Origin of the sequence: Deinococcus cellulosilyticus NBRC 106333 = KACC 11606 (assembly GCF_007990775.1) — a bacterium.
Taxonomy (GTDB): Bacteria; Deinococcota; Deinococci; order Deinococcales; family Deinococcaceae; genus Deinococcus_C; species Deinococcus_C cellulosilyticus.
Genome location: NZ_BJXB01000020.1, coordinates 21,522 through 46,116 on the forward strand (window position 1 = coordinate 21,522; position 24,595 = coordinate 46,116).

Consider the following 24,595-nt stretch of genomic DNA (forward strand, 5'->3'; position numbering starts at 1 on the left):
GTTCACCTCTCGTGCACGCTTGCGGTCAGGGGGAGTTTCAACTGGTCATTCAGGAAGGCATTGATTGCGATGCCTCCCGCTCCGGCCAGCCACAATTCGGGCTCGCCGGGCTTGAAAAGGATGGTCTTGGGGGAATCCACCAGGGGCAGGGAGTGGTGGTGCACAGCCTCCAGCAGGGCATTCTGGAAGGTGCGTTCGGTGTTGCAGGTCGGGGCGTAGACAATCACCTTCTGGATGTCCAGGGTGTCGATGACATAGGACAGGGCCAGACCCACCAGTTGCCCTGCGAAATTCAACAGGCGCAGCACTTCCGGGTCTCCCTGCAGGGCGGCGTGGTGCAGGTCTTCCAGGGTCTCGATGTCCAGACCCTGCTCTCTGGCCTGATGGAGCAACGAGTCTGTGGAGGCGTAGGCCTGCAGACAGCCCCGCTTGCCGCAGATGCACAGTCTGCCGTTTCGCACCACAGTGAAATGCCCAATTTCTCCGGCAGCATTGTTGCGTCCAGTGAGGAGCTCATCGTCGTGGTAGAATCCGGCCCCAATCCCCTCTCCGATGTACAGCACAGTGAAGTAACGCTCCAGACGCATTTCGGAGAAGAGCTTCTGGGCAATGGTGATGGAATTGACGTCGTTGTCCACCCGCACTGGCACAGACAGGCGCTTTTCCAGCATCTCCCCGATGGGAACGTGTTTCCAGCCGAGCAGGAAGGAGTACACGCAGAGGTTCTGTCTGGCGTCCACGATCCCCGAGAGGGCAAGGCCCACCCCGAGCAGTTTGTCTTTTGAAATGCCGCCCTGCAGGATCAGTTTATGGACCACTTCTGCGAGTTCTGCTGTGACCTGATGGGGCTCAAAAGAAGTGAGGTGATGGGTCAACTGGCACAGGCTGTGACCACGCAGGTTCATCAGACTGGCATGGATCTCCTGCGAGACCATGCGGATGCCCACCACGCACCTGAAATCCTGCTGGATGCACAGCATCACGCGGGGCCTGCCCAGACCTTCTTGCTGGCTGCCCTGCTCCTGCACCACGCCCTCATCGAGCAGTTCCCGGATGATCTGGGTCACCGAAGCCGAACTCGCCCCGGTCAGGCGGGTGAGGTCCGCACGGGACAGCGTGTGTTGCTGGTAGAGCTCTCTGAGCAGTTTGCTGCGAAGCATGGCACCTTCCTGTCGGACTTATCTTGATCAGTAAAATAAGTGTACAGGGAGATCTGGCATGGGGTCAAGCCAGAAATTCAGGTCCACAACAGGAAATTTTCGATGAAGGATGCCCGGCGCTGTTTCTCAGGTCCATCAAAAAGCCCAGAAACCTGCGCTCTTCCGGGCTTTTTGATGCCAAATGGTTCTCAATTGGTATTTTTGTTTTCTTGCTGGATAAAGAAATCGGGACATTTGCGAAAGGAGGACGGACAAAGGTCAATGCACAGCGAACAGTTCTTCTGTTCGCTGTGCATCACCTGACACGCCGGTTTCAGTTTTTACATTTCATAAGGCCGGGTGATGACCTCCAGCCCATGTCCTGCGGGATCTTTGAAGTACACACCCCGACCCCCGTGGTTGGTGTTGATCTGCCCGGAGAATTGCATCTGCGGGTCTGCCCATTGCTCCAGCCCAGCGTGCAACAGGCGTTCATAAATCTGGTCGAAACTTTCGTCGTCCACCAGAAAAGCATAATGCTGCATGTGAATGTCTGCCCCTTCTGGAACAGTGGCAAACTGCAGGTGGGCATGGTCGTCCAGCATCACAAAAGAAAAAGGACCCCAGGTGGTGGGTTCTGGCAACCCAAGCACCCGGGCATAAAAGGCTGCGGAAACCGTGCGGTCTCTGGCAGCAATGATGGAATGGTTGAATCTGATGGTCACACCAACCTCCTTGTTGAATGGTCCTGCGGCACAGATGGCCTGGGCAGGTGTGCGACGGTGCCTGATCGTAACACTGCAGAATGTTCAGGGCAACTGAAGTCAGGGTGCAACCAGATCGGTGTCCGGGTTCCCGGGATGCGGATGCCCCAGAATGCGGGCCAGGGCAAGGGCCTGCCCTTTGTGGTGAAACTCATGGGTGATGGGGTGCAAGATCAACCAGTGCCGGGAGAAGGTGCAGGGCTCTCCAGATGCATCGGTCCAGTGGATGGGGCCATCCTGCCCTTCAAACCGCTCCAGGGCTTGCTGAACCACCTGATCCACCTGTGCAAACACCTCGCGGAGTTCTGCCACACTGGTCACTTGCAGGTTGGGTCTGGGCAGTCCCAGACCCACATTGCCCACCCACACCAGGTAACACTTTGCGATGTGCGAATAAATGCCACACAGGCTGCCAAAAGCGAAATCGGGATGCTCCCGGGTGAACACCCCTTCAGGCAGGGTGTCCAGCCAGTTCAGCACAATGGCGCGGGTGTCTTTGACCCGCCTGTAGAAGTCATTCAGATCGATTTGCATGTCGCAGCATAAACTTCTGGTCGGGTGCGTGAGATGGGCAAAGTGGCTTAAGGGGGGTCCAGAATCATCAGCAACGGGTCACCGCTGCCCTGGCCAGGAAGTGGAAACGGGAAAACCTGAACTGCTCATGGGTGCTGGAAGGAGCATCACCCATGAGCAGTTTGAGAAGGCTGTGGTCGGGGAAGCCCTCCAAGATTAACAAAACCGGAACTGCGGGTGTTGCGGTGGGTGATGCAGGTGTCCGGTGAGGGTCAGACCCTTCACCCCGGCAGCAAAGGGGGCAAAAGCTGCTCTGTGATCACCTGTCGATGGGAAGGGTGAGGTGACACGTCACCTGTGATGGACACCACCACTTCAAGATCCGGGAAAAGCGCCAGATACTGCCCCCCAAAACCTGTGGCATACCAGGCCCTCTGGCCCAGTTCTGTGGTCAGCCACCAGCCCATCCCGTACCAGGGAAGGCCTTCCATCCATTCATAACCCGGCACCACTGGCTGGGTGATCTGTGCAAGCCAGTCGGCAGGCACGATCTGCTGCCCCTCCCACTGGCCGTTTTGCAGCACCAGCTGACCGACCCTGTGAAGGGCAGGGGCCGTCAGGTGCAGGCCTCCCGAACCAAAAGCACGCCCTCCAGCATCTTCCTCCCAACGGGAAAAGGAAATCCCCAGAGGAACGAACAGCACCTGCCCGGCAAAGTCCTGCAAAGGCATTCCCACCGCCCGGGAAAGAACCTCTCCCAGCAGGTGAAAACCAGCGTTGGAATAATGGAACCGCTCACCGGGCTCTTCCAGCAACTTCTGCTCCAGGGCAAACCGCACAGGGTCCTGATGGGTGAACCAGGCCTCATCGTAAACCTCATCGGTCAATTCGGAAGGAAGGCCCCCGGTCATGGTAAAAAGGTGCTGCAGGGTCACCCTCTCCCACCTGGAGTCCTTGACCAGGGATTGGTGCTCGGGAAAGAAGTCCAGCACCGGGACCTGCAAACCAGACAGCACACCACGGTCAAGGGCCACACCATACAGCAAGGCCAGAATGCTCTTGGTGACCGACTGAACCTCCCTGGCCGTGCCCGCATCTCCCTGCAGATACTGCTCGTGCAAGAGCACCCCCTGACGGGACACCAAAAGGCTGGTGAGGTGAGGAAACTCGGAGGGCAACCATTCATGCAGCGGGTGGAAGAGAGGATCGGGCATCCTTGCATTGTTGACCTTCAGCAAAGAGACTGCAAGGATGTTTGCCAGAAACACCCTTGCAGCCAGAGGCCTGCACCAGAACCAGCAGCTGGAACTGGCAGGTTCTCAAGCACAATGAATCAGCTGGGCAACACCTCAATGCTCCACTGCCCGCACCACCATCACCGGAACAGGGGACTGCCGCACCACCTGCTCGGCCACACTGCCAAAGAGCAGGTGACTGAAACCGCGCCTGCCGTGGGTGCCCATGAAGATGCCATCGGCCTGAAATTCCTTTGCCTCACGGAGAATGGCTTCTGCAGGTTGACCCACCACCTGCCAGGATTCTTCACCTTTCTGGCACCATTCCCTGAGCCTGTGCAGGGTTTCTGTTTGCAGGCCTTTGTTGGCCTCTTCCATCAGGTACAGAGGTCCAATGCCATCTGCATAAGGGGCGTACATGGCACTGGCATCAAAGACATGCAGCACCCCGATTTTGGCCTGCGGGCACAGGTGGCGGGCGAGTTCCAGGGCTTTCTGGGCACTGGCTGAAAAATCGGTGGGAACCAGAATGCGTTTCACTTGCACCTCCTCAATGCCTCAACTACACGGAAAGCTCCCGCAGCATGCTGCTCAGTTCGGCATCGGTGAAGCCCAGCGGTTCTGCATAACCGTCACGGACGGTGGAATACGGAACAGGGGTTTCCAGACAGACCACCTCATCCACCAGACCCTGCACGGCAATGATGGATTCACGGGAGGCTTGTGGAACTGCGACCACCAGGTGCTTCGCTCCCAGGTACCACACCGCCTGAATGGCTGCACGCATGGTGGCCCCGGTGACCATGCCGTCATCAATGAGCACCACCGTCAGGCCACTGAGGTTCAGGGGATGCAACCCTGAACGGTAACCCTGCTCCTGTTTTTCCAGGGCCTGCATTTGCAGGGTGTGGCTTTCATTCAGGGTGTGAGGGGCCAGATGGAACCACTCCATGGTGTCCCCGTCCAGCAATTGCACTCCACCTGCCGAGAGGGCTCCGGTGGCCGGGCGGTCTGTTCCCTCAGGGGTGAGTTTGCGCACCACCAGCACGTCCAGCGGGGCATTCAACTTGCGGGCCACCGGAAGGGCCACCGGAATTCCCCCTCTCGGGATCGCGAGCACCAGCACCTTCTGGGCATGCACTTTTTTGAAGATCCGTTCAGCGAGTTGTTCTCCTGCCACCGTGCGGTTTTGAAAGGACATCACTCTCACCTCCGTGACACCTGATTGGCCAGGGATACGAAGAGGGAACACAGGGATCTGCTGGAGACCGGGTGTTCAGGAAGACAGGTTCAGGTGCTGCTTTCATTGTAGGCCCCTGGCATTACCAGAGGATTACCCACAAGCAAGTCGAAGTCATGTGGATCAGGAGACGAGATCCAGAACCACAAAAACCAGCAGGGCTCCCAGGAAAGCCATCATCAGACCCCACAACAGCAGGTGCCGGAAAGTGCGCTGCCGCTCAGGGCCTTCTGGCAGGGCAGCAAGGCACAGGGCACCCAGCGTGGAGAGGGGACTGACATCCACCATGTGGGCCCCCACATCAATGGCGATCACTGCGTCCATCCAGGCCCTTTCGCTGCCTCCCGGGACGAGACCGGGAACCATGGGAATGAAGAGCGGCATCACCACCCCACTGGAACTGCTGCCAACAGAGGCCAGACCTGCCACCAGGGCCAGCACCCCATGAAACACCCCATCCGGTGTTTCACTGAGTCGGGAAGTGAGCATTTCCAGGCTGCCCACATGTTCCAGCACGCCCAGCAGCACACTGATGCCAGCAATGAGCACCACCACTGCCCACGGAACGGTCTCTAAGGCTTTCTCGGAGGGAGCGGCCCGCAACACCATCAGCAGCACAGAAAGCAGGATCGCGCTGTAGGAAGCAGGCCAGTGAAACACCACCACCAGCGCAATGAACACCGCCATGCACCCCAGAGAAAGCAGGTGCTGTTTGCTGAAATCAGGCCTGTCTTCTGAAGCGGTGGGGTTGAGGTTCTGAGCCTTCGGGTGGAACAGCAGGTAGGCCAGCACAGCACTGAGGGTCTGAATCACTGCCACCCTCCAGAACACCTGCAACGGCAGGGCAGGCTCAGAAAGGCCCATCTGGCGCATCAGTTCAGTGTTGATGCTGCCTGTGACCGCAACAGGTGAAAAGGTTCCAGCATTGGCCCCGGTGCAGACCACAATGGCCATCAGGAGCGGACTCACACCCAACTGCAAGCTGCTGGCCATCGCCACTGGCGCAATGAGCGCTGTTGCAGCAATGTTGCCCGGACCCAGTGCGGACAGCACAAAAGCGATCAGGAAAAACGCCACTGGAAGCCAGCGGGCATCTCCCCTCACGGGCTTCAGTGCCCAGCGGGCCAGGAGGTCCAGGGTGCCGTTGTGCCTGAGCAGTTCAAAAAACAGGGACACCCCCACCAGGGTGAGGATCAGGCTTGAAGGCAGAAAATCAGCAATCTGGGTTGCTGTGAGACCTGCACCAAAAGCCCCCAGCAGGAAAGCCGCAGCAATGGAAAGCACACCTGCGTTCAGGTCCGGGCGAAACGCCCCCACCGTGAGCACCAGCACCAGCATGACCAGAGCCAGAACTGCCATGTCCATGGTTTCAGGGTAAGGGTTTTGCAGTCAGATTTTGTCCCGGTCAGGCAAGCAAAACCCCTTTTGATCCAGCCCTCCAGGTGATGGACGGGGTGGGCCCAATGCACCTAGAATGGGCCTTCAACTGCATGACCCGGTCAAACTGAGCCCTGATGCAACATGCCAACTGAAAAAAGGTCAGGTTCTTCTGACCCTTTCATCAGAATGGACCGGATGTGGGTTTATTTTCTTCATGTTTTGTGGTGCCAATGACAAATGCCTGCTGTGGAACAGTTGAATCCTGCTAAACTTCTTGCATGTCAGGATTTCAGGTGGTGGAAGGTCATCTCTCGGTCTATGAGGTGCTCACCCACCTTGGAGATCCCTATCCATCCAGAACTTGGAAAAAGCTGCTGAAGCTGCCTGCAGAGATGCTGCCCCGGCATGCCCGCAAGCAGTTCATCATGAAAGATGGGCGCAAGAGCCGCATGCTGCCCGCCATTCCCATCGAGGATTTTGACCGTCTGGTCTTGTTGCTGGAGCAGGTGAACACAGAAACCGAAGTGGTGACTTTGCGGCTGGATGCAGAGTCTGAACTGCTGGAGGTGCTGTCGGAGGCGTTTCAGGACTTTGAACCCAGCCAGAATGTGGAGGTGGGAGACCTGCGATTGGACCTGTATTTTGCCCGTGCAAACGTGGCCGTCGTACTGGTGTCCAGACGGGTGTCCGGGCAGCAGCGTCTCCTGCTTGATCAACGGATCATGCAGGCACAGGCAGAACTGGAGTGCAGGTTCCTGAAACTGGAACCGGACGCTGAAGGGTTCAGGCTGGGGCAGGCCGTTTTTGAGCTTCGCCAGTTGCTGGAGCACAAAGAGATCAAGCCCACTTCCTGAAGCCCACTTTTTGTTTTATTTTCGTATCAGGTCACCAGCATCCTTTTTGTTCAATTCCCTTGAGGTGAGCACATGCACAGGTCATCCGTTGAGCCCAACAGCAAATTGCCCATTCCAGACCTGGACCCCATCCACCTTGCCCTGAACTGGCCAGAGGGGGCAGAAGACCAGTTTGCAGCCCTGTTCGCAAAATGCCTGGAGTGTGAACAGGCCATGTGCTCCTGCAGGACCCTGAAGGGACAGAGGGGACTTTGCAGGCGGTGGGCAGTTATGGCATCCCGGAAGATCAGGCTTACCTCTCTGCCCTGATTCGCCTGAACGTGCAGGCAGAGGCCCTGGCCCGCATGGCCCTCAGGTTTGGGATGGTGGATCTGGTGTGGGAACACGAAGAGCAGCAACTGGGCCCCACCGAGAACCTGATCAAGCGAACCCAGGACACCCTCTTTTGCTGTGCCCTGCGGACCCCGGATCAGGGCATCGGGTTGATTTACGCCTCTTGCCGGGAGAAACGCAAACCCACCACCCAGCAGATTGTGGCAGCAGCCCAGGTGGCACAGTCCCTCTCGCTTGGACTGCACCGACAACACCTGAAGGGCACCGTGGTGAACCGGGCGAGGCACCTGCAGTCGGTGATTGACCAGTCTCCGGACATCATCCTGGTGGGCCAGAACATGAAGATCCTCAGCGTCAATCCGGCCTTCACCCGCATCCTGGGGTACCTCCCTGAAGAGGTGATCGGGCGACCCGTCACCGATTTTTCCCATCCAGAGGACACCCCCACGGCCAGCAGTGCCCATCTGGACATCGTGGAGTCTGGTCAGCCTTCACCTGCCCACCGGGTCAGGTGGATGCACAGGGCAGGACATGCCGTGCTTCTGGAGTGGACGTTCACCCCACTGGAGGACCGTCGGGGGATTGCAGTGGGACGTGAAGTGCCCAGAGAAAACCTTTCTGGCCCACTCACTTGAGCCAGGGGTAGGCAAGGTCAATCCATTCGCGGTGCCGGGCGGCCAGCAGGGTGCGGATCTTCTTGATTTCCAGGTGACAGACCTCACCGAGTTCCTGCATCACCCACACCTCATGTGCAGTGAGTTCAGGCATGTGCAGGGCGCACAGCCTGACCCGGATCACCTCCCTGCTGTGACCGAGTTGCTCGGCTTCCTCTCTGGGAAGGGGGTGCAGGGCGGGATGGTACTGTTCCACCAGAGCTTCCATCTGCCTGCGTTTTTCCGGTGAGGTTTTCAGTGGCACATTCGGCTCCTTTCTTGCAGGTCTTGCTGTTCAGGCACTGCGGGTGATTCGGCGCACGGTGAGGTTCATCACGAAGAGGTCGTAACCAAGCCGGGCTTCTTCCAGATCGGTGAAATCGATGCTGCTGATCTGGTGGGGCTCACCCTCAACCCAGATGTGTTCCTGAATATCGAAAGCGTCAATCAGTTTTTTCAGCACGTCCTGGGAACACAGCACCTGCCACATGCCGTCCTCGTCGCGGATGAGCACGTTGAGCTGCAGACCGAACACTTTCATGGGCTGTTACTGGGGCCTTCCTGTGAGGTGCAGGTCTTCACTGACCAGCACAGGTGCAGAAGTGGCCGGTCTGGGGTCCTCGGTGAAGAGCATCAACTCCCCATGAAAGAGGGACCACACGCCTTCTCTGAGCTCCTGAAGCCAGTCCGGTTTCAGTTTCCAGCCGTGCACATGACCGTAGTGGCTCAGGGCCTCGACCGGGCCAGCAGCCTCGATCACGGTCAGCATGCCGGCTTCACGAATGTAAAACTGGGGCATCTTCTTCTCCTTTGGGGTTGGGGTTTTCGGGAAGCAGGTGGGGCCTGATTTTCCAGGGGTCGCATCCACTGAGCAAAAGCAGGGCAGTTTCACCGAGCAGGTGTTCCAGGTGGTCCAGGGTGGTTTCTCCACACTGGATGCAGAGTTCCAGGAGGGACACCACAGGAATTGCACTTTCGCCCTGGTGCACCATCAGCCAGTGTTCGGTGCGGGGCTCGGGGTCGTTGCGATTCATCCGGTCAAACACCACGGCGCATCCTCCGCGCATCAGGTGTTCCTGGATGATGGGCTGTTCCGTCCCATGTTGTGAGAGCAGCACCGTGGAGCGCTGGGGTTGCACATCCTGTTCGGGCAGGTGGTCCACATTGAGCACACTGCGGGCCTGACACGGGGTGGTCTGCAGGTGGAGGTTGGCATCTTCGTTGATGGTCCAGGCCATGGGGTGCTCCATTTCTGTTTGGGCCAGACAGGATGAGGACCTCTGTCCGGTGCATGCGCTTTTCACCAGGAAAGGGGTGAGTGGCGTGCACCTTCGGCAAGAGGCCCAGGGGCTCTGTACAGGGCAGTGCAGATGGGTGACTGTTCTTTGTGGGGCTGGATGTCGACCGCCAGATTCAAATCCCTTTTGGAGAGATGATGTGGCTGAGAAGGTGATTGCTTCCTTCCAGCGGTGCATTGCTTTTGAAGTCGAGTTTCAAATGAACTCAACACGATCATCATAGATACTAAAGATGATAGATTGATGATAAAATCTTAATTCTCTTGACCAGGGTTTTTACTTATATCAGGACTCAACTTAAAAAATGGCTTTTGACTTCAAAATTGACATGCACAAACATTTACACTCGAAATGTTTGTGTGAGGGGATTTCTGCTTTACCAAAACAGCCACCCTCAAGATAACCTGCACACCTTCAACTGCCCTGTAGTTGCGCTGAGTCAATTCTGAGGATCGCTGATCAGACCTCATCTGCCTGATCGACGCTTCAAACAGCAAATTTCAGACTTTTGCCAGCTGCACCACTCAAATTTGTGACAGCAGCATGATGAAAAACGACCCGTTCAAGGCTGCTGCAACTGGGTTTCTGGCGTGTGGGCCCAGGTGTCCAGCAAGGCATGAACCACCGCCTGCAAAATGGGCAGTCCAGAACGGCGTGGAAGCACCATCACCCCGATGGTTCGGGGCATCGGATCAGGCAGGGGCCAGGTTTCCAGGGTGTCTGGCAGATGGGGAATCGCCAGACGGGGAAGCAGGGTGATGCCCAGGTCATGCTCGGCCATCGCCAGAAGAACCGTGTCATCCTGATACTGCTGGATGGTGGCCTGCTGCACCCCGTGCTGCTCCATCAACTCCTCCATCATCACAACCGTGGATGGGGCACCCCCGTTCATCAGAAAAGTCTGGCCGTGATAATCGGCCCAGGTGCGGGGTTTGTTCTGGCGTTTGCGGGAATAGATCGCCAGCCACTCATCCTGGTACAGCGGCCAGGACAGCAGAGAAGCGTGAGGAGGATGGGGCAAAAGGCCAATGTCTGCTTCACCTCTTCGCAGCAAGGTCTCCCCTGCCGAGGCGTGGGATTCAGACTCCAGCACCACCACATTCAGACCCGGATGGTCCTGCCTGAGGCGCACCAGCACCCGGGGCAACAGTTTGGACGCAGCACTGCGCAAGCTGACGATTCGTACCGTGCCAGAGAGTTCCTGCGGGTCTTCCACCGCACGGGTGAGGTCCTCAATGGCCATCAGGGCAATGCGGGCGTGGTCCAGGGCCCGGGCTCCGGCAGCAGTGAGCGTCACCCCATTTCGGCTGCGGTGAAAGAGGGTGCACCTGAGGTGCCTTTCCAGGGTCTGCACCGCCTCACTGAGGGTGCTCTGGGACATGCCGGTGCGGGCGGCGGCTTCATTGAAACTTCCAGCGTCACTGACCGCCACAAAACACTGGAGCTGGGACAGGGTGGGTTTAAGGGGTGCCATGCATCATCCTGACGAGAAGGTGAGAGAAGGGATGGGGCTGCCAGAACAGCAGTCTCAGCAAGAGCATACACGGTTTGAGAAGGCCTGGAATCTGCCATTCGTCCATCCACACCCAGAGCAGAAGATTCAGGCACAGGACAGAAAGCAGGGACAGGCTCCCTCTCCAGAAGTCCTGCAGTGCCCACCAAACAAAAAAGAGGACGCAAGTTGCGTCCTCTCGAAGTGAATTTCAGGTTTTATTGAGAACCCTGGCTGCCACCGCCACTGTTGGACCCCTGGCCGCCTGAACCGCCAGAGCTTCCACCCTGTCCGCCAGAGCTTCCGCCCTGTCCGCCAGAGCTTCCACCCTGTCCGCCAGAGCTTCCGCCCTGACCACCGGAGTTGCCTCCAGAACCGCCTTGACCGCCTGAGTTGCCGCCTCCGGAACCGCCTTGATTTCCACCACTTTGGTTGGTCATGTTCATCTCCTTTGGATGTGAAAGGTCTGTGTTGATGGGTGCACTGGGTTGTGCAGTGTGACATGCAGGGTACATTGCAAGTGAACTTGCAAAGTTTTAATGATGTTCAATAAAAAACAGGACTTGGGGAATTCCATGCATGGAAGCGTTGTTGAAAGCCATCTGGGCTTCAACAACATCAGCGTAAGCATTAAACATGATAACCATATGATAATTGGGATTGTCTCTCCCTCTTTCGATCATGCGGCACCAGAGAAAGGGATTTCCCCTGAACACATGAACTGAAACTGAAACCATTGAGCACTGTCCTGTTTTTTCCCAGCATGTCGCCGTCTGGAAGAGGCAAAAGCAGATTGGCCAGAAGGCAACATGAGCATGGCGTGTTTTCTTGGGACCGTGGCACACTTCGCAACTCCCTTCGGCCTGTGGAGGCTCGGGCAAGGGAATTCAGGTTTTACACCTGCAGAAACGGAAGATTTTCAATCCCTTCAAAACCGGAAGATTCTACCAGGTTCACTTTGCATCCACAGACTGTTGCCCAGTTGATCCTGAATGGCGTCTTTCCAGGCGGGGTCGTTTTTCGTTTTCAAGCAGCCACGGGTACGCCTGGTCCAGCCACTCCCGGTGCTTGCGGGCAAGCAGGGTGCGGATCTTCTTGTGTTCCAGATGGCACACATGACCGAGCTCGGACAGCACCTGCTGCTCATGCTGCTGGAAATCCTTGATGTGCCAGGCATACAGGTGGACGCGCACCGTGTCCCGTGAATGGGCCAGAGCAGTGGCCTGTTGCTGGCTCAGGGGTTCCAGGATGGGCTCGTATCTGTCAATCAAATTCTGGATTTCCTGCAGTCGCTGCGGCTTCATCTGAAAAGGCATGTTGCATCTCCTTTCGAGTGATTCGATAGGGTTGGTGGGTCTTTCCGTAGGCGTACCTGTCTCCCTGGATTTGAACCCCAGATGAAAAAAGGATGCCAGAGGCATCCTCAGGGTGAATTACCTGTTTCACCTGTGGGGCACGGGCAACCCCTGGAGGGTTCATCCAGAGGACTCCACGTGCCAGGGACCTGTCCGGGTTTGCCACCAGAAGGTCCGGCCCTGGTGCTGCTCTCATCGCCCTCTGGAGCAAGATGGCCTTCAGGGGGTTCAGCCTGAGGCACCGTCTTGCAGAGGGGGTCTGATCCAGGCACAAAGGTCAGGTGAAAACACGCTGTGGCTTCGATGAAGTCACAGATCCAATAATGATGGGTGTTGCATGATGTTGTAGACACTGTTGGCGTCTTGTTCAACACATTCATCTTAAAAAAATAAGGTGATAAATTAATGATAAAATCTGATAGATTCATTTGGAATCAGATGGGCAAAGAAACACAGGGACATGATCACCTGAACTCCAACTGAATGGAAATGGACTCAAACTGTTGAAATCGAATTTCAGCACAGTGCTTTCAGGGTACGCCTGACTCCAAAACAATTCTGTTCAATTGATGACCCTGGCTTTTGAAATGCCCAGCGTGGAACACATGTTGTGCTCTGTTTTACAGGACTGACTGAAAGGACGCATCTGCAAGCAACACCCTACAAGCAAGATCCAGTGGCATGTCAAAATGTTCAATCCCCTGGACTTTGCCACAAGGTCACCTCTCCTGCTGCAATGTTTTCTCAGGCAGGGTATGCGTAAACCCTTCAAGGCAGTCAAAAGGGCAGATGAAGCCACCGCTGAAAACAGCGACAACTTTGTGGACAAAGCCAGGCAGAACTTGAGGACCGTACCAGAGCTGCAGTGCATGATGCCCGGGCAGACCTCGCTGAGAAGAAGGCAGGGAAAGTCATTTCCCTGCCTTCACCCCTCGCAAAGCGGAGGTTTGTTTTTTTGCTGCAGCGCAGCTTGTTCTGAAGACGTTTCAGAACGTCGATCTTCAGGCCTGAGAGACCTGCCGCACCACTCCACGTTGACGCAGTGAATACACGCACATGTTGCCAACAAATTTTCCGTACAGCAGGCCCTGCTTGCGCATTTCCTCCAGCGTGGCTCGGGTGTCGGGCACCTTCCATTTCAACTGTCGGGCCAGACTGAACACGGTCTCCCGGCCCCCCTGGGCAAACCAGGCTTCCAGTTGCCCAAACCACTCCGGGTGCACCAGGTGGGGGTCATGCTCAAACTCACGTTTGATGTAGCGCACGCTGTTGCGCAGCTGGTCGGTCTGCACCAGACCCTGGGCGATCAATTCAGCGAGCACCGTTTGCAGCTCACTGGTGGTGATTCCGAGTTCAGCACGAATTTCGTGACCGCCCAGGCTGTTGTGGGTGGTCAGCAATTGGAGCACTGCACCCTGCTGGATTTGCAGGACAGAACTTGAAGCATTCAGCATGTGATTCCTCTTTCATGACGGCAGGACCGCTGCACGAGCAGAACCTGAAAAGGACCACCTGGAAGAGGTGATGGTGCGTAAGCAAAATGACCGCAGAAACATGGGTCCCTGGGTCTTTTGCCGAAACATCATCATATCACGCCACCATGAGAAGACCTCTGCTGCACCTGAACAGGGATTTCTGAGGGTTTTGCTCACCCTCACCCCCCTTCCAGAAAGGCATGGTGCGCTGAGCCATGAACAGCCTTGTTCTCTCCCGTGCCAAACGAGAATTTTTATCCGGGACCGGTTGCACATTCCTGCACAGGCCATCGCATCTGGCCTGAGAACCCTGCAGGAATGGTCGCTGTACCTGGACCGTTGCCAGGAAGAATCTGAGGCCCTCAGGCACTCAGAAAAGCATAAAAACCGTCCGCATTGATCTGCAATGGTCCCTGGATCTGCACCCTTCAGCAGGGTTGCAGGGCACCTGCAGGATCTTGGTGTTCCTTTGCACCTCCCGGGTCCTTCCTTCTGGACACCCAGGTGTTCGTCCAGAGGGTCTGAAGGGGTGCTGGAAACTTCTGGATTGAACTGCGGGATGTCAGGGCGTTGCAGGGATGGACCGCTGACGCATCCTCTCTTTGCTGGGCTTGATGCACAGCGCATGCAGCCACTGCAGCGTCATCCCTGCTGGCGGGACCACAACCGGGTGCGAGGATGGATCATGAGGTGATACACCGCCAGTGCAGCACTGTACAGCAGAACCAGGATGTACAGCACAAGACTGAGGGTTCCTCCCCCCTGGGGGGCTGAAGGGGCAGAGCCATAACTTCCGTACATGTATGGGCTTGCAGGGCCTTCCCCCTCTCCTCCCAGCAGGCGCATCAGGTAGGGGATGATCAGCACAAGGTCATAGGCCAGGAAGGAAAGCAATTGCCCTACTGCATTGGACCAGCAGGGCCGCACCACGCCATACCCGAAGTAGTACGCCGCTCCGAAAAAAGCAAAACTGAAGATGGTGGAAGAGGCCGGGTCCAGTCCCCAGGGAAACACCGGTCTGTGCAAAAACAAACCCATTCCCACAGTGATGAGCGCGAGCGTAAAGAAAGCAAAGGAAAACCGCACCAGGGGTGGAGTTGGTGTGGAATCCAGCATCCGCAGTTTTCGGGTCCACACAAAGAGCATCCCATTGAGGACCACACCTGCGAGACAGGTCAGGGCAGGCCCCCACTGTGGCAGGCTGGAAGCCCCCAGCCATCCTGCAAAAACCACTGCTGCACCCGCGAAAACCACTCCGAGGTTGATGGCCCCTCCCCTGGCTGCCCCAAAGTCACCGGACAGCCCAAGCCAGATCACCGGGGCGGCCACGGCAGCAAAAATGGAGGCAATGAAGGTGTAAGACAGGCTCGCATCCGGCCAGGGCCACAGGCGGGTGACGGGCGGCCATTGCAAGAAGAATCCTGCGGTCAGAAAAAGGGCCACGGCTCCAGCCAGCACCAGCACCCCCTGCATCAGGGTGCGGTGACGGGCCTGCACTGCTGCTTTGACACTCATGGGCAACCCTCATCAAGGGCCTGTGCAGCCTTTTGAGGTGCATGGGGCAGATTTCCGGTCGGGTGCATGATGGTCCTCCTCAAGGTGATTTTTCCTCAGGATAAGCCGCAGGCGTTTCATGACCGTCTCAGGGAAGCAAGTGAACCAGAAACAGCCCTGACCCAGGATTGCTGCAGAACCCTCCACCTGTGCAACAAGAGGACCACCTGCTCCGTTGTCAGAAGCGTTTCAAACATCAGACCTTCAAAAACATGAGATTGAACAGGAGAATCAGGTGAAGCACTGCCAAAATGACCCACAGACAACCCTTCAAACAGTTGACAAAACCATGACATTTCTGGGTAGATACCTTGGGCTGCAGGTCATCAGCTCATTTTAGAAGCTGTTTCACAGCACATAAAGATTCATCATATGCACCAGGGTTGTGCAGTCCGAGCATTGCGGAAGCAGATGATACAACCCAAACACAAATCACCTGCATGGCCAGCATTTCATTACAAAAAACATACTTTATCCTTACATCTGGGTATCAATGTGGCATTCCGAGAAAAATCACCCGCTGGTCTCACCAATAAACTTGACCCTGCTTATTGTTGATGCTAAATTGCACATCACAGCAAGAAGGCATGTGCTCTGCATTTTGACTTGCTGGAACTTCCAGAGGACGTGAAAACCCATGACGCATGATTCAGAATCCGTGCCCACCCTCACCACCATCGACACTGCAGGTTCTGAACCTGCAGAACGTCCCACATACGAGCCTCCCGTTCTCGTTGCCCATGGCCGCTGGCAAATGCTGACCACAGCCATCAGCCTGGAAATCGGTCCAGGCGGGGACTGATCCTCTTCATTGCACAGCCCCATCCCTTCACCTTCCCAGGTCCCATCTGAGGAAGGAACGTCCGTTTTTACAATTCTGTCCCCACGCACATCAGGAGACCCATGCAAAACCCGTCCACCACTCAGCACCCCGCTTCCGCTCCTGTTGTCTGTTTCAGAGGCACCCGATGAAACACCTCAAACCCTCCCTGCTTTTCTTGCTTGCCCCCATCATGCTGGCTGCATGTGCTTCAAACCCCTCTGCCCCCACCAGACCACAGCCTGTGGTGCGTGGGGCAGTGGAACTCACTTTTGAGCTGGGTCCTGCACCCACTGCCACCGCAATCGTGCTTCCTCAGGCCGTGCGGCCCGACACCGATGTGAAATTTCTCAAGCCAGCAGCTTACACGGACTACGATGACACCAGTGGTCACCGTTACATGAATGCCACCTTCACGGTGAAAAACCTCAGTGCCCAGCCTTTTGACAACCTCACGCTCTACGCTTACCACAAGGCAGCAGACAACATTGGTGGAACAGCCCTGAAAAAAATCAGCAATGCTGCAGGCACCCCCATCACCGATTCCAGTGTGGCCCGCGCTGTGCTCCCCTCACACGGAACCGCTTTTGATGTGCTGAGTGGTGGTTCCATGGTGGTCCCCACCCAGGCGGACCTGCAGGTTTTCACCGGTGATGAAGTCAATGCCATTGATTCAGAGGCCAAGGTTTCTGGAATCATCTCTCCCAGTGACACCGTGCTGTACTACGGTTACAGTGCCAGAAACCTGAACACAAGCGGCAACAAGCGCTTCATTGACGCTGCGGGTTGTGCGACCCCCAACTGTGACACGGGCCGCATCACCCTTGCCGTGCGGGTGCCCAACACCGTCTCGGCCAGCACCCCCTACCGTTTCACCATGACTTTCGTGCTCGTCGATGAGGCCGCCACCCGGGTCACCCAGAGCACCCTGGAGACCGATGACACCCTGGTGGACACCCGCGCCAGTGATGTGGGTGCCAGTTCCGTGCGGGTGCTGGGAGGCAGCAGTTATGACGCCTCTGCCACCCGGATCTGCGGTGCCATCATTGCCGTGGCCTCCGGATCTGATGGAATGCAAACCATGGGAAAGTGCTCCACCTACGCCAATGACAGCGAAAACCTGAATGTGGTGATCACCGAATTCAAATCCCTGGGAACCGAATTCATTGAGGTGAAAAACATGAGCGCTGCACCTGTGAACCTGCAGGGCTACTGGTTCCAGAACTGGCTTGGACAGGTGGCCCGCCTGCGTGCAGTCACCGACCCGACTGGAAGTGCCAAAACACCCATCACCCTCGCAGCAGGGGCAGTGGCTTATGGTGTGGTCAATCCTGCCAGTGCTGCCGACATCCCTGCAGGAGCAGGCTTTGTGTACGGGGCTCCTGGCTCCACTTTTTCCCTGCTGGACAATGGAGACATCCTTGCCCTGCTCAAACATGGCAGCAGTGGACCGGCAGTGGAAGACCTGGTGGACTTCAGAACCTTTACCTCCAATGCCTCTTATCTCCCTTCTTCCGCTGCTTTTGTGGGTTACAGTGGTGCTTCCACACAGCTGACCTCTGGTGCCACCGCGGCTGACAACAACACCGCCACCAACTGGTGTGTGAGCTTCTACCCTGGCACAGGAACCAAAACCCGCGTCTCTGACACCAGAGGCGCAGCAAACGGCAGTTGCTCTGCGGTGGTCATCAATGAGGCCCTGATCGATGCCCCTGGTGGAGACGATGGCAAAACTTTCATTGAACTGGCTGGACCCGGGGGTGCCCTTGTTGGGGATTATGAACTTTTTGACACAGAAGGAAAAGGCATTTCTGCAGGCACCCGCAATGCAGGCTACTACAAAGTTCCTGCAGGCACCCGCATTCCTGCAGACGGCATCCTGTTGATTGCAGACGGCAACATCTCTGGCGCCACCACCATTCCCAATGCAGACCTGATCGGAACCACTGTGGACTTTGAGAACGCTGGCGGAGACAGCATCATCCTGGCAAGTGGCACAGGCACGCTTGTGGATGCACTGGGTTATGACGTTACAGGGGCGAATCTGGACACCAACACCCCTGCTTTCCTGGCTGGAGGGCAGTTGTATGAAACCGCTACAGCGCTTTATCCAACCTCTCCAACTGCCGTGACCACCATGACCCTCTCCCGTGACATAAACAGCACCGACACGGACAACAACCGCAATAACTTTCACAACGACCCGACCCCGACCCCTGGTGTGGCCAACGACACCGTGAACTTCACCATCACCGGTCTGAGCCCGAGCAGCACGTCTGCTTCTGCAAGCACCACCATCGTCACGGTGACCGGGACCGATTTCCATGCGGGCATCTCCTCCAAATTTGGAACTGCAGCGGCAACGCCCTGCACCATCACCAGCACCACCACCATGAACTGCACCGCACCCAATGGCGGTACCCCGAAGGTTGTGGATGTGGCCTTCACCAGCCCAGCAGCAGGTGCGAACACCACCATCACCAAGACAGCGGCATTCACTTACAACTGAACTTTTCTCCCCGAAAGCTGGCCTGTTCAAATTCAGGCCAGCTTCTTTGTGTTCCAGCCTCACGGTTTACAGACACAAAAGATTGTTTGCAATGGGTCTCCTGTTGCCTGCAGGTGGGATGGCGGATGTTCGCATCCCCCAGAAAATTGCCCTGTACAATAAACCATGCAACCCGAAATGTTCTACACGTATTTGACAAAGGCCCGCCGTCTCCTGTGGGACACCCTGCGCACCCTCTCTGATGAGGAACTTTCCAGGCCTGTCCTTCCCAGCGATGGTGCACGCTGCATCAAGGATCTGGTGCATCACATTGCCATTGTGGAAGACGGCTGGTTCAGGCTGGATCTGCTGGGTGAGCCCATGGTGTATGCGGCTTTTGGAGCCGAACCCAGGTCTGCAGATGAATACTGGCACCATGAAACCGAAACGCTGGAAAAGCTGCTTTCCTACTGGGAGGCCGTGGAGAAAGACACCCTGAAACGCTGGCCAGACATCATGGCTGTGGCCCAATCAGGCCGCAGGATCAAAGCTTTTGACGATCGGGCAGAAACCCTCAGCGCAGAAGAAGTCCTGTGGCATGTGATGCAGCACGAGGTGAGGCACACCGCCCACATTGTGCAGTTGGTCCGCCTGATCGGGCACACCCCTCCGCAGCTGGATTACGTGTTTCTGATGACCCGGTGACAGAGGACACTGGTGTGTCGACAATGACCTGTTGCAAAGCCCTGCCCAGTTGTTTTCCAGAGCAAATCCTCCCTGGATCGAAGCAGGATCTGCCACATGGACCGGTAAACCAGACAGGCCCCTCACCTTGAAATCCAGAATCTGCTAATGTCACCCTATTCCATTTCAAATTTGCAAGGAGGATTCTGATGCACATCAGCACGTATGCAGCAAGCACCCACAGCCCTGCCCAGGCCGTCTGGAAGCTGTGGAGCAACCCCCAGAACTGGCCTTTGTGGGACCCTGCACTGGAAAAGGTGGAGCTGGGTGGCCCTTTCCGTCAGCACGTCAAAGGCACCCTTTTTTACAAAGATGGCAGGCAGGTGCCTTTTGAGGTGGTGTCCTGCCACATGCTGGAAAGCTTTGTGGTCAGCATTCCCTACCTGAGAAACACCCAGCTGGTCATCAAGCGCACCCTCACCCAGGATGGGGACCTGTGGGCGTTCGAGCAGGAAACCCACCTGCAGGGGAGCAAATTTGATTTGCTGTTCCTGAGGGGCAAGAAGGCCGAACTGCTGGAGGCCAGTGGGGTGCAGATGTCACGCATGTTCGAGATGCTGGAACAAGGGCTCAAAGCTGAAGGGGGATCATTGCCTTCGGGGCGCACCCAGCAGGGATTCTGAATTTCAGATCGATCACAGGTGAAAGCAGGGTGTCCTTGAAAACCATTCAAAGACACCCCCTTTTCAGCAGCCTGAACCTCAGCGGGAGAAGATCACGGTGGTGAAACCGAAGGAACCGGTGTGCCCGCAGGAGTTGAAGCCGTCAAAGAGCAGGGTGGCTTCATTCTGGGGCTCATCGTCCACCCGCCAGACCCGCAGGCGGATGGGGGTCCAGCTGCCGTCTTCCTCCTGCAATTGTGCCGTGACCCGGTAGCGACCCACCGGGATGTCCCGCCAGAAGTTGTTTTGTTCGAGTTTGACGGTGCGTTCCAGCATAGTGCCCTGGCTTCCGTCGATCAGGGGGCCATCCGGTTCCAGTCGCAGTTTGATGCTGGAGCCCCACGGGATGGGGGTGGCGGTTTCATTGGTGAATTGCAGGGAACCTCCCCACACCTCGCCGTGCTGTGAGGCCATGTGCCCGGTCATCTTCCAGCGGAAGTTGCGGGTGGCCCCGTGGGTGGGGTTGAACACGTCCTCATCTTCGGGGGTTTCTCCGGACATGCGCACGCAGTAGTGTCTGCCGTGGTAGTCCACCTCGTAGAAAGCATCTGCCTCGTAGGGGGCGGCTGCAGAACTGAGTTGCGGGGAGCGGTACTTTCCGCTGCTGTCGGTGCGTGCCTTCACAAACCCGCTGAACAGGGCAGGCTGGATGAAGATCTGGGCGCCCACCACCGGGTCTCCATTTGCTTTGAGCACTTTTCCTTGCAGGACGCCATTCTCCGGGGTGGGATCTGTGGGGGTGTTGCTGGCGGCACTGTTGCACCCGACCAGCAGGGTGAGCAGAAGCAGGGAGGTGGACCGGATGGTGTTCAGGGTTTTCATGCCATCAGGGTAGTCGGAAGGCTGTGACGCTGGCGTGACCGCCTGACCGCCTGTGCCGGAGGTGTTGTTCCTGCAAAAACCCCGCTGCTGTGAATGCCCTCTGTCAGGCAGCTTTTTTCTGGGGTGTGGCAAACTTCAGGCCGACCAGCACGGCAATCAAAAGGATGAGCAGCAGCATGCGCAGCGGACTGAGGGTTTCCTGGAAGAGCACAGCACCCACAATCAGAGTGCCCACAGCCCCGATGCCCGTCCAGATGGCGTATCCAGTGCTGAGGGGAATGGTTTTGATGGCCTTGCTGAGGCATTCAAAACTGAGGATCACACAGACCAGAAAGACGATGCCATAGCTTTCGTTTTGCTGCTGGAGTTTCATGGCGGTGGTGAAGCCAATTTCGAAGATGCCTGCGAGCAAGAGCCACATCCAGCCGTTCATGAGGTCACCTTCAGGAGCACAATCAGCAGCACCGCCAGGGCCAGCAGAATCAGGCTGAGGGGGGTGGCCCGGTCCCTGAACACCAGCATGCCCACCAGGGTGGTGCCCACTGCTCCGATGCCCGTCCAGACGGCGTAGGCGGTACCGAGGGGGATGGTGGTGATGGCCTGGGACAGCATTCCGAAGCTGCCGATGGCGCACACCAGGAACATCCAGAAGTAATTTTTGTTTTTCTGTTCGAGTTTCAGGGCGGTGGTGAAACCGACTTCAAGCAGACCAGCGAGGATCAGGAGGGTCCAGGCGTTCATGGTGGGGCTCCTTTCTTATTTAGCACATCCGTGTTAAATCCTATGCTCCAAAAGTAGCACAGCTTTGCGGTTTTCGCAAGAGTGTGCTAAAACAGGGCATGCCCCGAATCGTGAACCACGACGACCGCCGCGCTGAACTTGCACAAGCCATCTGGAGCCTGATCCGCAAACAGGGACTCTCAGGGGTGACCCTGCGCAACCTCAGTGAAGAGAGCGGGTGGTCCAGCGGAGCCATCCGCCACTACCTCCCCAACCGCGAGGCCATCCTCAACTTCGGGGCAGAACACCTCAACAGGCGAATCGAAGAGCACCTGCGGAGCCTGCCCCACTCCCCAGATTTCCGGCAAAGCCTTCTCAACTTCCTCGAATTCATGCTGCCCGTCGATGACGAACCCCGCTTGTGGATGGAAGTCTGGCTGGCGTATGTCGGTGAGGCGGTCATCGAACAGAGCTACGCCGACACCCAGGGCCTCCTGTACAGGAACCTCAATGCCCTCTTCGTGCAGATTTTCAAGGACTTTGCACAGGCTGGGTGGCAGCTCAGGCACCCTCCGGAACAGGCCGCCAACCAGCTTCATGCCCTGCTCGATGGCCTGAGCATTCACGTCCTGATGCACAGGGTGACCCCAGAACAGGCAAAAACCATCCTGCAGCACACGGTGGACAGCCTGCTGCTCCGACCCTGAAGCAAAGTGGGGACCGCAGAAAGCCCCCCACCCTCCTTTGCGCCAGAAAAACTCATGGGGCTGCACAGAGAGCATCTCAAAGGATTGCCCACAAGAGGCTTCCCAGGGCTGGCCACAGGCCTTCAGGTGAGGAATTGTCCGACACATCGGTTCTGGTGAAACCTGACAGAAACCGTGACTCAGCTTTCAGAAAGCTGTGAGAGGCTTCTGCCTAGACTGTAGCCACAAGACCTCCCACATCTTCCCTGTGCTCCAGTGAACCCCATGAATGATCCTGTCTTCTTTTCCTCCCATGTTTCTCCAGTGCACTGGACATTTCATCTGTCCACAGGGCAGGTGAATGCAGGTCCCTGCCTTGCCAGGTGGCACGGCGTCCCGGCCCTGCCTGACTTGCTGAAAGACTGGACGGCCATTCTGGGTGAGGCAGGGCAAGACCGCCTCTTGCACTTTCTGCATCACGGTCTCACAGGGGCCCAGCAAGATGTTCTTCCACAAGGTGAAAACACCTCTTTGTTGCGCCATCAAGTGGTGGATCGCACGCAAGAGGGTCAGGTGACCGTTCAGAGCTGGAAGGTGCAGCCTTCCCCGGAAGTTCCCTCTGTGCAGGCGGCACAGCTTGAACTGGCCTCCTTCACCACCGAAATCGGGTTCTGGAGCATCGATGGCAGAACCGGCATCTGCATGGTGGACCAGGCGGCCCGTGCCCTGCTCGGCATGGCCCCGGATGCGCCGGTGCTCAGCCTGCAAGGGGTGCTGGACATCGGAGGGCGGGCAGACCAGCAGGATTTGTGGGCGGTGTTTTTGCAGCAGTTGATGTACGGGCATCCTCCCTTTGATGGCCTGATGGAGTCGGACCTGCAGGTGGAAGGTCCTGAAGGTCAGGTGCGCCAGTTGCACATCAAGGCCCGGGTGCTGGGCATGACCCCTCCGGAAAGCCAGCAGGTGGTGGGGGTGGTTTATCAGGTCGGGGCCTCCCACAGGGTTGAACGCACCTCTCCCCTGGAGAAAGACGTCCTGACTGGACTTCCCAACCGCAGGTATTTCCTGGAACGCCTCAGGCAACACCTGCACCTGCACCAGCAAACCGGGCTGAATTGTGCGGTGTTGCTGCTTGATCTGGACCGCTTCAAGGACTTCAACGCCAGACATGGCACGGCAGCCGGAGACCAGGTGCTGTGTGAGGTCGCCTCCAGCCTGCAAGACAGCCTGCGCAGCACCGATGTGCTGGCAAGGCTGGGTGGGGATTCGTTCGCCATTCTGCTCACTGGACTGCGGGACATCCACACGGTCTCGGTGATCGCAGAACGCATCCTGGAAAACCTGCCTTCCTGGCAAACGCCGGGCCAGAAAGCCTTTTCCATTCAGGGAACCATTGGCACCGCCCTTTATCCGCAGCACAGCGATGAAGCCCACCACCTGCTGGCCTGTGCGGAAGACGCCCTCACCGCCGCCAAACGGCACGCCCGTGGACAGCATGTGTTCTTTGAACCCGGGCAGCAACAGGACCTGCTGGAGCAGCAGTTTCTTCAACATCAACTGGCGCAGGCCGTGCAGGAGAACCTGCTGGAGGTGTATTACCAGCCGATCCTGGACGCCCAGACGGGAGTGATCCGCAAAGCGGAAGCCCTGTTGCGCTGGAAACACCCCAACCGGGGCTTCATCAGTCCTGCGGTGTTCATTCCCCTGGCCGAAGAAAGTGGCCTGATCCACCCGATGGGCCGCTGGGTCTGTGAGACGGTGATGCAACAACTGAAAACCTGGGACGCCCAGGGGTTGCCCGAAGTGGCCGTGTCCATCAACCTTTCGGCAAGGCAATTCGTTCAGCCTGGCACCATCCAGAATCTGCTGGAGCAGCTTGAACGCCACAACCTTGATGCTTCCCGGATCATCGTGGAGATCACCGAGAGTGTGTTCATGCAGGACCATGGGGTGGTGGAAGAACAATTGAGCCTGCTGGAGGAGGCGGGGGTGAAAATTGCCCTGGATGACTTTGGCACCGGGTATTCTTCTCTGAGTTACCTCACCCGCTTCAATCCGCACTACATCAAAATTGACCGCAGTTTTGTGCAGCAACTGGATTCCCAGAACACCTCCACCATCATGGAGGCCATCATTTCGATGGGTCACCACCTCAACAAGGAAGTGGTGGCAGAAGGGGTGGAAACCCCGGGGCAGCAGGAGTGGTTGCAGAGCCGCAACTGCCAGTACCTGCAGGGCTACCTGTTCTCCCGGCCCATTCCGGCAGAGGCGTTCGCAGACCTGTTGAAAGACCCGCCTGACGGGTGACCTTGAGGTGCCTGCCCACTCCAGTGGCTTTGAAAGTGTGAAATCCATCTGAAAAAGCAAA

General features: G+C 57.1%; 27 protein-coding genes. 8 read left to right on the forward strand and 19 right to left on the reverse strand.

Annotated features, from left to right (window positions below):
- Positions 1-2 precede the first annotated feature (2 nt).
- The 7 genes from DC3_RS19545 to DC3_RS19575 all read right to left on the reverse strand — a co-directional run bounded on the left by DC3_RS19545 (position 3) and on the right by DC3_RS19575 (position 6,256).
- Positions 3-1,160, reverse strand: coding sequence for an ROK family transcriptional regulator (locus DC3_RS19545; RefSeq protein ID WP_146887337.1), 1,158 nt, complete (start codon positions 1,158-1,160; stop codon positions 3-5).
- Between the two features lie 320 nt (positions 1,161-1,480).
- Positions 1,481-1,864, reverse strand: a complete 384-nt coding sequence (locus DC3_RS19550) for a VOC family protein (RefSeq protein ID WP_146887339.1) — start codon at positions 1,862-1,864, stop codon at positions 1,481-1,483.
- Positions 1,865-1,963: 99 nt separating this feature from the next.
- Positions 1,964-2,437: a DinB family protein gene (locus DC3_RS19555; RefSeq protein WP_146887341.1), complete on the reverse strand. Its 474-nt coding sequence runs from the start codon at positions 2,435-2,437 to the stop codon at positions 1,964-1,966.
- Positions 2,438-2,697: 260 nt separating this feature from the next.
- Positions 2,698-3,630: a serine hydrolase domain-containing protein gene (locus DC3_RS19560; RefSeq protein ID WP_146887343.1), complete on the reverse strand. Its 933-nt coding sequence runs from the start codon at positions 3,628-3,630 to the stop codon at positions 2,698-2,700.
- A 135-nt stretch (positions 3,631-3,765) separates the two neighbouring features.
- Positions 3,766-4,191: a universal stress protein gene (locus tag DC3_RS19565; RefSeq protein ID WP_186816138.1), complete on the reverse strand. Its 426-nt coding sequence runs from the start codon at positions 4,189-4,191 to the stop codon at positions 3,766-3,768.
- A gap of 22 nt (positions 4,192-4,213) precedes the next feature.
- Complete coding sequence (locus DC3_RS19570; protein WP_146887347.1) at positions 4,214-4,852, reverse strand: phosphoribosyltransferase; 639 nt, start codon at positions 4,850-4,852, stop codon at positions 4,214-4,216.
- Positions 4,853-5,014: 162 nt separating this feature from the next.
- On the reverse strand, positions 5,015-6,256 hold the full coding sequence (locus tag DC3_RS19575; RefSeq protein WP_146887349.1) for an SLC13 family permease: 1,242 nt from the start codon (positions 6,254-6,256) through the stop codon (positions 5,015-5,017).
- Positions 6,257-6,549: 293 nt separating this feature from the next.
- Here DC3_RS19575 and DC3_RS19580 point away from each other — a divergent pair, with 293 nt between their 5' ends.
- Positions 6,550-7,125 carry a hypothetical protein gene (locus tag DC3_RS19580; protein ID WP_146887351.1) on the forward strand — a complete coding sequence of 192 codons (576 nt, stop codon included), beginning with the start codon at positions 6,550-6,552 and terminating at the stop codon, positions 7,123-7,125.
- Positions 7,126-7,340: 215 nt separating this feature from the next.
- On the forward strand, positions 7,341-8,093 hold the full coding sequence (locus DC3_RS19585) for a PAS domain S-box protein (protein ID WP_146887353.1): 753 nt from the start codon (positions 7,341-7,343) through the stop codon (positions 8,091-8,093).
- Here the strand turns inward: DC3_RS19585 and DC3_RS19590 are convergent.
- From DC3_RS19590 to DC3_RS19625, 9 genes are all read right to left on the reverse strand, one after another.
- The gene (locus DC3_RS19590; RefSeq protein WP_146887355.1) at positions 8,086-8,376 is read right to left on the reverse strand and encodes a hypothetical protein; all 291 of its coding nucleotides are present in this window, start codon (positions 8,374-8,376) and stop codon (positions 8,086-8,088) included. The two genes, DC3_RS19585 and DC3_RS19590, sit on opposite strands and share 8 nt — an antisense overlap.
- A gap of 30 nt (positions 8,377-8,406) precedes the next feature.
- Positions 8,407-8,652, reverse strand: a complete 246-nt coding sequence (locus DC3_RS19595) for a hypothetical protein (RefSeq protein ID WP_146887357.1) — start codon at positions 8,650-8,652, stop codon at positions 8,407-8,409.
- 6 nt (positions 8,653-8,658) lie between these two features.
- The gene (locus DC3_RS19600; protein ID WP_146887359.1) at positions 8,659-8,910 is read right to left on the reverse strand and encodes a hypothetical protein; all 252 of its coding nucleotides are present in this window, start codon (positions 8,908-8,910) and stop codon (positions 8,659-8,661) included.
- Complete coding sequence (locus tag DC3_RS19605; RefSeq protein WP_146887361.1) at positions 8,888-9,349, reverse strand: hypothetical protein; 462 nt, start codon at positions 9,347-9,349, stop codon at positions 8,888-8,890. The genes DC3_RS19600 and DC3_RS19605 overlap by 23 nt, the downstream gene beginning before the upstream one ends.
- A gap of 622 nt (positions 9,350-9,971) precedes the next feature.
- Complete coding sequence (locus DC3_RS19610; protein WP_146887363.1) at positions 9,972-10,883, reverse strand: LysR family transcriptional regulator; 912 nt, start codon at positions 10,881-10,883, stop codon at positions 9,972-9,974.
- Positions 10,884-11,119: 236 nt separating this feature from the next.
- On the reverse strand, positions 11,120-11,341 hold the full coding sequence (locus DC3_RS29265; protein WP_186816139.1) for a hypothetical protein: 222 nt from the start codon (positions 11,339-11,341) through the stop codon (positions 11,120-11,122).
- Positions 11,342-11,854: 513 nt separating this feature from the next.
- A complete protein-coding gene (locus DC3_RS19615) occupies positions 11,855-12,217 on the reverse strand; it encodes a hypothetical protein (protein WP_146887365.1) in 363 nt (120 codons plus the stop codon).
- 1,040 nt (positions 12,218-13,257) lie between these two features.
- A complete protein-coding gene (locus tag DC3_RS19620) occupies positions 13,258-13,710 on the reverse strand; it encodes a MarR family transcriptional regulator (protein WP_146887367.1) in 453 nt (150 codons plus the stop codon).
- Positions 13,711-14,373: 663 nt separating this feature from the next.
- Positions 14,374-15,246, reverse strand: coding sequence for a hypothetical protein (locus tag DC3_RS19625; protein ID WP_146887369.1), 873 nt, complete (start codon positions 15,244-15,246; stop codon positions 14,374-14,376).
- A gap of 676 nt (positions 15,247-15,922) precedes the next feature.
- Between DC3_RS19625 and DC3_RS29270 the strand changes: the two genes are divergently transcribed.
- The 4 genes from DC3_RS29270 (at position 15,923) to DC3_RS19640 (ending at position 19,960) form a co-directional block, all read left to right on the forward strand.
- Positions 15,923-16,087 carry a hypothetical protein gene (locus tag DC3_RS29270; RefSeq protein WP_186816140.1) on the forward strand — a complete coding sequence of 55 codons (165 nt, stop codon included), beginning with the start codon at positions 15,923-15,925 and terminating at the stop codon, positions 16,085-16,087.
- Between the two features lie 166 nt (positions 16,088-16,253).
- Positions 16,254-18,614: an IPT/TIG domain-containing protein gene (locus DC3_RS19630; protein WP_146887371.1), complete on the forward strand. Its 2,361-nt coding sequence runs from the start codon at positions 16,254-16,256 to the stop codon at positions 18,612-18,614.
- Positions 18,615-18,779: 165 nt separating this feature from the next.
- Positions 18,780-19,298, forward strand: coding sequence for a DinB family protein (locus tag DC3_RS19635; protein WP_146887372.1), 519 nt, complete (start codon positions 18,780-18,782; stop codon positions 19,296-19,298).
- Between the two features lie 188 nt (positions 19,299-19,486).
- A complete protein-coding gene (locus tag DC3_RS19640) occupies positions 19,487-19,960 on the forward strand; it encodes an SRPBCC family protein (RefSeq protein ID WP_146887374.1) in 474 nt (157 codons plus the stop codon).
- A gap of 78 nt (positions 19,961-20,038) precedes the next feature.
- Here the strand turns inward: DC3_RS19640 and DC3_RS19645 are convergent, their stop codons facing one another.
- From DC3_RS19645 to DC3_RS19655, 3 genes are all read right to left on the reverse strand, one after another.
- Entirely contained in the window at positions 20,039-20,821 is a 783-nt protein-coding gene (locus tag DC3_RS19645; RefSeq protein WP_146887376.1) for a carboxypeptidase-like regulatory domain-containing protein, read from the reverse strand.
- Between the two features lie 103 nt (positions 20,822-20,924).
- On the reverse strand, positions 20,925-21,254 hold the full coding sequence (locus DC3_RS19650; RefSeq protein ID WP_146887378.1) for a DMT family transporter: 330 nt from the start codon (positions 21,252-21,254) through the stop codon (positions 20,925-20,927).
- A complete protein-coding gene (locus DC3_RS19655; protein WP_146887380.1) occupies positions 21,251-21,562 on the reverse strand; it encodes a DMT family transporter in 312 nt (103 codons plus the stop codon). The genes DC3_RS19650 and DC3_RS19655 overlap by 4 nt, the downstream gene beginning before the upstream one ends.
- 98 nt (positions 21,563-21,660) lie before the next feature.
- On the opposite strand from DC3_RS19655, the gene DC3_RS19660 reads away from it, so the two are divergent.
- Both DC3_RS19660 and DC3_RS19665 read left to right on the forward strand, forming a co-directional pair.
- On the forward strand, positions 21,661-22,248 hold the full coding sequence (locus DC3_RS19660) for a TetR/AcrR family transcriptional regulator (RefSeq protein WP_146887382.1): 588 nt from the start codon (positions 21,661-21,663) through the stop codon (positions 22,246-22,248).
- A gap of 264 nt (positions 22,249-22,512) precedes the next feature.
- Positions 22,513-24,534, forward strand: coding sequence for a putative bifunctional diguanylate cyclase/phosphodiesterase (locus DC3_RS19665; RefSeq protein WP_146887384.1), 2,022 nt, complete (start codon positions 22,513-22,515; stop codon positions 24,532-24,534).
- The last annotated feature ends 61 nt before the right edge of the window (positions 24,535-24,595 follow it).

Excerpts from the sequence above, each read along its gene's own strand:
- DC3_RS19625 (WP_146887369.1), bottom strand. The coding sequence starts at position 15,246 with ATGAGTGTCAAAGCAGCAGTGCAGGCCCGTCACCGCACCCTGATGCAG.
- DC3_RS19595 (WP_146887357.1), bottom strand. The coding sequence starts at position 8,652 with ATGAAAGTGTTCGGTCTGCAGCTCAACGTGCTCATCCGCGACGAGGAC.
- DC3_RS19570 (WP_146887347.1), bottom strand. The coding sequence starts at position 4,852 with ATGTCCTTTCAAAACCGCACGGTGGCAGGAGAACAACTCGCTGAACGG.
- DC3_RS19635 (WP_146887372.1), top strand. The coding sequence starts at position 18,780 with ATGCAACCCGAAATGTTCTACACGTATTTGACAAAGGCCCGCCGTCTC.
- DC3_RS19605 (WP_146887361.1), bottom strand. The coding sequence starts at position 9,349 with ATGGCCTGGACCATCAACGAAGATGCCAACCTCCACCTGCAGACCACC.
- DC3_RS29270 (WP_186816140.1), top strand. The coding sequence starts at position 15,923 with ATGACGCATGATTCAGAATCCGTGCCCACCCTCACCACCATCGACACT.
- DC3_RS19620 (WP_146887367.1), bottom strand. The coding sequence starts at position 13,710 with ATGCTGAATGCTTCAAGTTCTGTCCTGCAAATCCAGCAGGGTGCAGTG.
- DC3_RS19545 (WP_146887337.1), bottom strand. The coding sequence starts at position 1,160 with ATGCTTCGCAGCAAACTGCTCAGAGAGCTCTACCAGCAACACACGCTG.
- DC3_RS19575 (WP_146887349.1), bottom strand. The coding sequence starts at position 6,256 with ATGGACATGGCAGTTCTGGCTCTGGTCATGCTGGTGCTGGTGCTCACG.
- DC3_RS19615 (WP_146887365.1), bottom strand. The coding sequence starts at position 12,217 with ATGCCTTTTCAGATGAAGCCGCAGCGACTGCAGGAAATCCAGAATTTG.
- DC3_RS19655 (WP_146887380.1), bottom strand. The coding sequence starts at position 21,562 with ATGAACGCCTGGACCCTCCTGATCCTCGCTGGTCTGCTTGAAGTCGGT.
- DC3_RS19560 (WP_146887343.1), bottom strand. The coding sequence starts at position 3,630 with ATGCCCGATCCTCTCTTCCACCCGCTGCATGAATGGTTGCCCTCCGAG.
- DC3_RS19650 (WP_146887378.1), bottom strand. The coding sequence starts at position 21,254 with ATGAACGGCTGGATGTGGCTCTTGCTCGCAGGCATCTTCGAAATTGGC.
- DC3_RS19640 (WP_146887374.1), top strand. The coding sequence starts at position 19,487 with ATGCACATCAGCACGTATGCAGCAAGCACCCACAGCCCTGCCCAGGCC.
- DC3_RS19580 (WP_146887351.1), top strand. The coding sequence starts at position 6,550 with ATGTCAGGATTTCAGGTGGTGGAAGGTCATCTCTCGGTCTATGAGGTG.
- DC3_RS19630 (WP_146887371.1), top strand. The coding sequence starts at position 16,254 with ATGAAACACCTCAAACCCTCCCTGCTTTTCTTGCTTGCCCCCATCATG.
- DC3_RS19600 (WP_146887359.1), bottom strand. The coding sequence starts at position 8,910 with ATGCCCCAGTTTTACATTCGTGAAGCCGGCATGCTGACCGTGATCGAG.
- DC3_RS19555 (WP_146887341.1), bottom strand. The coding sequence starts at position 2,437 with ATGCAAATCGATCTGAATGACTTCTACAGGCGGGTCAAAGACACCCGC.
- DC3_RS19665 (WP_146887384.1), top strand. The coding sequence starts at position 22,513 with ATGAATGATCCTGTCTTCTTTTCCTCCCATGTTTCTCCAGTGCACTGG.
- DC3_RS19645 (WP_146887376.1), bottom strand. The coding sequence starts at position 20,821 with ATGAAAACCCTGAACACCATCCGGTCCACCTCCCTGCTTCTGCTCACC.
- DC3_RS19610 (WP_146887363.1), bottom strand. The coding sequence starts at position 10,883 with ATGGCACCCCTTAAACCCACCCTGTCCCAGCTCCAGTGTTTTGTGGCG.
- DC3_RS19660 (WP_146887382.1), top strand. The coding sequence starts at position 21,661 with ATGCCCCGAATCGTGAACCACGACGACCGCCGCGCTGAACTTGCACAA.
- DC3_RS29265 (WP_186816139.1), bottom strand. The coding sequence starts at position 11,341 with ATGACCAACCAAAGTGGTGGAAATCAAGGCGGTTCCGGAGGCGGCAAC.